The following is a 6,717-nucleotide window of genomic DNA, read 5'->3' as shown; positions in this document are numbered from 1 at the left end:
CCCCCCCCCCCCCCCCCCCCCCCCCCCCCCCCCCCCCCCCCCCCCCCCCCCCCCCCCCCCCCCCCCCCCCCCCCCCCCCCCCCCCCCCCCCCCCCCCCCCCCCCCCCCCCCCCCCCCCCCCCCCCCGGGCCGGGGTCAGACGCGGACGAGCAGCTCGCCGTGCAGCATGGCGAGCCAGCCGTCGTCCGCGGCGGCCCAGCGCAGCCACGCGGCGGCGACCTCCTCGAGCTCGTCCCGGGTGGCCAGGCCGTACGCCAGGGCCTGCTCCGCGAACGCCGACGCCGTCGCGCGGCCGGCCCACGAGCGGCCCCACCACTCGCGCTCGGCGGGCGAGGCGTAGCACCAGGAGCCGGTCGTCGCGGTGGTGTCGCGCAGGCCCGCGGCGTGCGCCCAGGACAGCAGCCGGCGGCCGGCGTCGGGCTCGGCGTCGTTGGCGCGGGCGACCGCGTGGTAGAGCTCCAGCCACCGGTCCAGGCCGGCGTCGGCGGGGAACCAGCAGGTGGCGGCGTAGTCCACGTCCCGGACGGCGAGCAGCCCGCCGGGGCGGCAGACCCGCGCCATCTCGCGCAACGCCGCCACCGGGTCGGTGAGGTGCTGCAGCACCTGATGGGCGTGGACGACGTCGACCGAGTCGTCGGGCAGGTCGAGGGCGTACACGTCGCCGACGGCGAAGGTCACCGCGACACCCTCGCGACCCGCGAGGTCCATGGCCTCGTCGAGCGGATCGGCCGAGACGTCGAGGCCGAGCACGCGGCCGGGCGCGACCCGGCGGGCGAGGTCGACGGTGATCGTGCCCGGCCCGCACCCGACGTCGAGCAGGTCGAGCCCGGGGCGCAGGTGCGGCAGCAGGTACGCGGCGGAGTTCTCCGCGGTGCGCCAGCGGTGCGACTGCAGGACCGGTTCGGCGTGCCCGTGCGTGTAGGTGTCCACGCCGGCATCCTGCTCCGCCTGTCCCATGCAGCGGAACGGTGATCTCACTGACTGAGATGCAACCGGACGGGGCGTCAGGTGCGCGGCGCGCGCCCCGCCGGCTGCCGCGGCTCGCCGAGCAGCGGGGTGGGCGCGCGCAGCGGCACGCGCACCGGGGTGGTCGTGACCGACTGCGCGGTGCCGTCGACGACGACGGTCACCGGCCCCTCGCCGCGCACCAGGGTGAGCGTGGTGCCCTCCTGCGTCGTCTCCACGCGGAGCACGCTGCCGCGCCAGGTGACGTGCCACGCCGTGCGGGACAGCGACGACGGCAGCAGCGGCGCGATCTCGAGGTCCTCGTGGTCCTCGCGCAGACCCCCCAGGCCCGCCGCGAGCGCCAGCCAGGCCCCGGCCACCGAGGCCAGGTGCAGCCCCTGGGCCGTCCCCTGCTGGACGTCGCGCAGGTCCACGAGCGCGCACTCGCGCAGGTAGCGCAGGGCGAGGTCGGGGTGCTGCGCCTGGGCGCACACGACCGCCTGCACCGCGGCCGACAGCGAGGAGTCCCGCACGGTGCGCGCCTCGTAGTACTCGAGGTCGCGCGCCACCTCCTCGTCGGTGAACTCGTCGCGGCACCACCACAGCGCCTGGACGAGGTCGGCCTGCTTGAGCACCTGCCGCCGGTAGAACGTGGCGTAGTGGTTGTGCTCCTGCACCGGGTAGGCGTCGCACTGCTCCTCGAAGGGCCACTCCTCGTACGACGTGAAGTTGGCGTTCATGGGGTGCACGCCCAGGCCCTCGTCCCACGGCACGTGGACGGCGTCGGCCGCGGCCCGCCAGGCGGCGGCCTCGGTGTGGTCCACGCCGAGCTCCGCGGCCCGCGCCTCGTACCTGCGGCAGGCGTCGACCGCGCGCCGCAGGTTGGCCCGCGCCATGAGGTTGGTGAAGACGTTGTCGTCGACGACGCCGGTGTACTCGTCTGGACCGGTCATGCCGAACAGGTGCCACGCCCCGGCCGCGTCCTCGTGCCCCAGCGACATCCACAGCCGCGCCGTCTCGACCAGCACCGGCAGACCGCCGACGTCGTCGAGGTCGGCCCCCGTGGCGTTCTCGTAGAGCCAGAAGGCGCGGGCGACGTCGGCGTTGACGTGCATCGCCGCCGTGCTCGCCGGCCAGTACGCCGACACCTCGGGCCCGCTGATGGTGCGCCACGCGAACGCCGCGCCCGCCCGGCCCAGCGTCCGGGCCCGCTCGCGGGCGGCGTCGATCGTGCCCGCCCGCCACCGCAGCAGGCGCGCGGCCGTGTCCGGGCGCAGCAGGGTCAGGGCGGGCAGCACGAACCCCTCGACGTCCCAGAAGGTGTGGCCGCTGTATCCCATGCCGGTCAGCCCCTTGGCCCCGACGGGGGCGCCGGAGATGCAGGCGGCGGAGCAGAACAGCTGGAAGACGCTGTAGCGCAGCGCCTGCTGCAGCTCGGGGTCGCCGTCGACCTCGACGTCGGCGGTCGCCCAGAACTCGTCGAGCACGCCGCGCTGCGCCGCGAGCAGCCCCTCCCACCCCAGGTCGAGCGCGGACGACACCGCCGCCGACGCCTCGCCGACGAGGGAGCCGGCCCAGGCGTCGAGCGACCAGGTGTGGGCGACGACCTTGGTGATCCCGAGGGTGGCGCCGGGGGTCAGGTGGGCGGCGACGGTGGTGACCACCCGGTGCTCGTCGGCGTCCGTGCTGATCCGCGCCCCGTCGTCGACCACGTGCTCGACGGCGGCGGCGACCGTGATGTCCGACCGCCGCGTCCGGGACGCGAGGGCGCCGCCGCTGCCCGTCGCGCCGTGCTCCCGCGGCTCGAAGGCGTTGTCGAGGCAGTCCTTGACGCGGGGGTCGTCGTTGTCCACGCCCGTGGGCGTCACCGACCCACTCGCCAACTCGGACCGCACGACGACGTGCGCCTGACCGTCCAGCGCGCGCACCTCGTACCGGACGGCGCAGACCGCCCGCTCCGCCAGCGAGACCAGCCGCCGGGAGCGCACCTCCATCGTCGTCCCCGTCGGCGTCCTCCAGCGCACGCGCCGGTCGAGCGTCCCGGCGCGCAGGTCCAGCGTGCGCTCGTGGACCTCCGGCCGGACCTCGCGCACGTCGAGCGGGATCCCGTCGACCAGGAGGCGGATCGGGGTGCCGTCGGCGACGGTGAGCAGCGCCTGCCCCTCCCCGGGGTGGCCGTAGCCGCCCTCGGGATAGGACAGCGGGTGGCTCTCGTACACCCCGGACAGGTAGGTGCCGCGCATGCCGAAGGGCTCGACCTCGTCGAGCGTCCCCCGTACGCCGACGTAGCCGTTGGACAGGCTGAACAGGGACTCGGCGACGTCGAGCGTCCGGGTGTCCACGTGCGGCTCGCGGACCGTCCAGGGGTCGACGTCGAGGGTCGGGGCGCTCACGGTGGTCCTCGCCGTCTCGGAGGGCTGTCGGGCAGCCGGCCGGCGTCCCCCTCCCGTCCTACCGCCCGGCGGCCGCCCGCGCGATCCCGGGCCGTCACCCCGCCTCGAGGACCGCCTCCGCGGTCGCGGCCGCGCGCTCCCGGTCGGCCGGGACCAGGCCGAGGCGCACCCGCCGGTCGAGCAGGTCGGCCACGCTCCACGCCCCCTCGGCCAGCACGCCGAAGCGCAGCTCCCCCACCGTCTCCGGGCGGCCCTCGACCACCGGCTCGGTGCCGAGCGCGGCCACCCGTGGCGCCTCGGTGCCGTACCGGGCGACCAGCCGCGCCGGGGCGGGCACCCGCGCCAGCTCGGCCGGGGACGCCGCCCCGACCAGCGGCAGCCGGGCGGTCGGCGAGCGTCGCGCGCCCCGGCCCAGCCGCGCGACGACGGCGTCCACGGCCTCCTCGGCCATCGCCCGGTAGGTCGTGAGCTTGCCGCCGACCACCGAGAGGACCGGTCCGTCCCACCGCAGCAGGTGCCGGCGGGACAGGTCCGCGGTGGCGTCGCCCGGCCCCGCGCCGGCCGACTCCGGCAGCACCAGCGGCCGCAGCCCGGCGTAGGAGCCGACGACGTCGTCCCCGGTCAGCGGCACGGCCAGCACCCGGTTGACGGTGTCGAGCAGCTGGCGCACCTCGGCGTCGGCCGGGACCGGGTCGTCGTCGGGGACCGGCCCGGGCACCGGCTCGTCGGTGAGCCCCAGGTACACCAGCCCGCCGGGTTGGGGCAGCGCGAAGACGTACCGCGAGCGCGAGCCGGGCAGCGGCACGGTGAGCGCCGCGACCGGGTCGCCGAGCCGGCCGGCGCGGACGACGAGGTGCGAGCCGCGGGAGGGTGCCAGCCGGATGCCGGGCGCGAGCGCCTGCGCCCACACGCCGGTCGCGTTGACCACCGCGCCCGCCCGCACGGTCAGCGCCGCGCCGTCGGCCTCGACCGCCACCTCGCCGCCGTCGACGCCGGTCACCCGCGCGCCGGTGAGCACCCGGGCGCCGTGCGCGGCGGCCGTGCGGGCCAGCGCGACGACGAGCCGGGCGTCGTCGGTGAGCTGGCCGTCCCAGAAGACGGCCCCACCGCGGCCGGGGTGCACCGCCGGCGTCAGCCGCGCGACCTCCGCGGCGCCGACCCGGCGGGTGCCCGGCAGCGAGCCGCGCCCGCCGCGCACCGACCGGCGCACCGCGTCCCCCAGCCGGCCGCCCAGCGCGCCGACGGCGCTGACGTCCCGGCCGGCGGCGTCGGGCACCAGGAACGGCAGCGCCCGGACCAGGTGCGGCGCGGTGGTGCGCATGAGGACGGCGCGCTCGCGCGCGCTCTCCCGCGCCAGGCCGATCTCGCCGTGCGCCAGGTAGCGCAGGCCGCCGTGCACGAGCTTGCTCGACCACCGGCTGGTGCCGGCGGCGAGGTCGGTGCGCTCCAGCAGCGCCACGGACAGCCCCCGGGCGGCGGCGTCGAGGGCCACCCCCGCGCCGGTCACGCCCCCGCCCGCGACGACGACGTCGACCCCGCCGGCCAGGGCCTCGAGGTCGGCCGCGCGGCGCTCCCGGGTGAGGTCGGGCCCGCCGGTCACGTGCGGGGTCCCGGTCGGAGCACCGGCAGACTGTAGCCGTGCCCGAGCAGCCGGAACTGACCGTCCAGGGGTGGGGGCCCGGCAGCTCCCGCGTGGCCACGGTGGCCGAGCCGGGGGACGCGGCGGATGGCTCCCTCGAGCTCACCCGCGACCCCGACCTCGCCACCGCGCTGCCCAAGGCCGCCCGCCGCCACCTGGCGAAGGAGCTGGGCTGGGAGCCGCGGCCGACCCCGCCGGTCCCCGTCGCCGACATCCGGGTGGCGCCCTCGCGGCTGCCGGCCGACGTGCACGACGCGCTGGTCGCGCTGCTCGGCGCGGAGCACGTGCGCACCGACCGGGAGGCGCGGCTGCGCCGGGCCGGCGGCAAGAGCTACCTGGACCTGCTGCGCCGGCGGGAGGGCGACGCCTCCGACGCGCCCGACGCCGTCGTCCTGCCCGGCAGCACGGCGGAGACCGCGGCGCTGCTGGCGCTGTGCGCCGAGCGGGGGGTCGTCGTCGTGCCGTTCGGCGGGGGCACCAGCGTGGTCGGCGGGCTGTCGGGGCTGGACCCCGACGACCGCCCCTCGCTGTCGGTCGACCTGTCCCGGATGGCGGCGCTGACCGACGTCGACGTCGCCTCCTCGCTGGTCACCGCCGGCCCCGGCATGCGCGGCCCGGCGCTGGAGGAGGCGCTCGGCGCGCACGGGCTGACGCTCGGCCACCTGCCGCAGAGCTGGGAGTACGCCACCCTCGGCGGCTACGCGGCCACCCGCTCGGCCGGGCAGTCCTCCACCGGCGTCGGCCGCTTCGACGACCTCGTCGCGGGCCTGACCTTGGCCACGCCGTCCGGGGTGCTGGAGCTCGGCCACCCGCCGGCGTCGGCGGCCGGCCCCGACCTGCTCGGCCTGGCGCTCGGCTCGGAGGGCGCGCTCGGGATCATCACCGAGCTGCGGCTGCGGGTGCGCCCGGCGCCGCGGGACCGGGTGTACGAGGGCTGGTCGTTCCGCACCTGGGCCGACGGGCTCGCCGGGCTGCAGCGGCTGGCGCGGCACGACCTGCTGCCCGACGTCGTCCGGCTCTCCGACCCCGACGAGACCCGCGCCACCCTGCTCAACGCCGCCGGCACCGGCGCCCGGCTGCTGCGCGGCGCCCTGCGGGCCCGGGGCCGCGGCGACGGCTGCCTGCTCGTCGTGGGCTGGGAGGGCCTGCCGCAGGTGGTGCGGGCCCGCCGCCGGGCGGTGCTGCCGGTGCTGCGCGAGCACGGCGCGGCGCGGGTCGGCCGCCGGGTGGGCGAGTCGTGGCGGAGGCACCGGTTCGCCGCCCCCTACCTGCGCGACCGGCTCATGGACGCCGGCCTGCTGGTGGAGACGCTGGAGACGGCGGCCACGTGGACGGCGCTGCCGGCGGTGTACGACGCCGTCCGCGCCGCGCTGCGCGAGTCCCTGGGCCGCCCCGGCAAGCAGCCGCTGCTGATGACGCACGTGTCCCACGGCTACGCCACCGGCGCCTCCCTCTACGTCACGGTGCTCGCCGACCGCGACGACGACCTGCCGCTGCAGCAGTGGCTCACCGCCAAGCGGGCGGCCACCGAGGCGCTGCTCGCCGCCGGCGGCACGCTCACCCACCACCACGCCGTCGGCCACGACCACCGCCCCTGGCTGGAGCGCGAGGTCGGGCCGCTCGGCGTCGAGGTGCTGCGCGCGGTCAAGGCCCGGCTGGACCCGCAGGGCGTCTGCAACCCCGGGGTCCTGCTGCCCGACTGAGGAAGGACCCCCTCCTCCCCACCCCTCGCAGGCTCGG

At 78.1% G+C, this 6,717-nt stretch carries 4 protein-coding genes; 1 reads left to right on the top strand and 3 read right to left on the bottom strand.

Annotated features, from left to right (window positions below):
- Window positions 1-135: 135 nt before the first annotated feature.
- The 3 genes from ACI79L_RS22925 to ACI79L_RS22915 all read right to left on the bottom strand — a co-directional run bounded on the left by ACI79L_RS22925 (window position 136) and on the right by ACI79L_RS22915 (window position 4,938).
- Complete coding sequence (locus tag ACI79L_RS22925) at window positions 136-957, bottom strand: class I SAM-dependent methyltransferase (protein WP_456939010.1); 822 nt, start codon at window positions 955-957, stop codon at window positions 136-138.
- Between the two features lie 47 nt (window positions 958-1,004).
- On the bottom strand, window positions 1,005-3,338 hold the full coding sequence (locus tag ACI79L_RS22920) for a glycoside hydrolase family 65 protein (RefSeq protein WP_456939009.1): 2,334 nt from the start codon (window positions 3,336-3,338) through the stop codon (window positions 1,005-1,007).
- 94 nt (window positions 3,339-3,432) lie between these two features.
- Window positions 3,433-4,938, bottom strand: a complete 1,506-nt coding sequence (locus ACI79L_RS22915) for a glycerol-3-phosphate dehydrogenase/oxidase (protein WP_456939008.1) — start codon at window positions 4,936-4,938, stop codon at window positions 3,433-3,435.
- Between the two features lie 38 nt (window positions 4,939-4,976).
- Between ACI79L_RS22915 and ACI79L_RS22910 the strand changes: the two genes are divergently transcribed.
- Window positions 4,977-6,680 (top strand): FAD-binding oxidoreductase, encoded by a 1,704-nt coding sequence (locus tag ACI79L_RS22910; RefSeq protein ID WP_456939007.1) that lies wholly within the window; start codon window positions 4,977-4,979, stop codon window positions 6,678-6,680.
- Window positions 6,681-6,717: the final 37 nt, after the last annotated feature.

Source organism: Geodermatophilus sp. SYSU D00684, from assembly GCF_054050455.1.
The sequence above is the reverse complement of the archived record's forward strand: the minus strand, read 5'-3'. Positions and strand labels throughout refer to the sequence as shown.

Excerpts from the sequence above, each read along its gene's own strand:
- ACI79L_RS22925 (WP_456939010.1), bottom strand. The coding sequence starts at position 957 with ATGGGACAGGCGGAGCAGGATGCCGGCGTGGACACCTACACGCACGGG.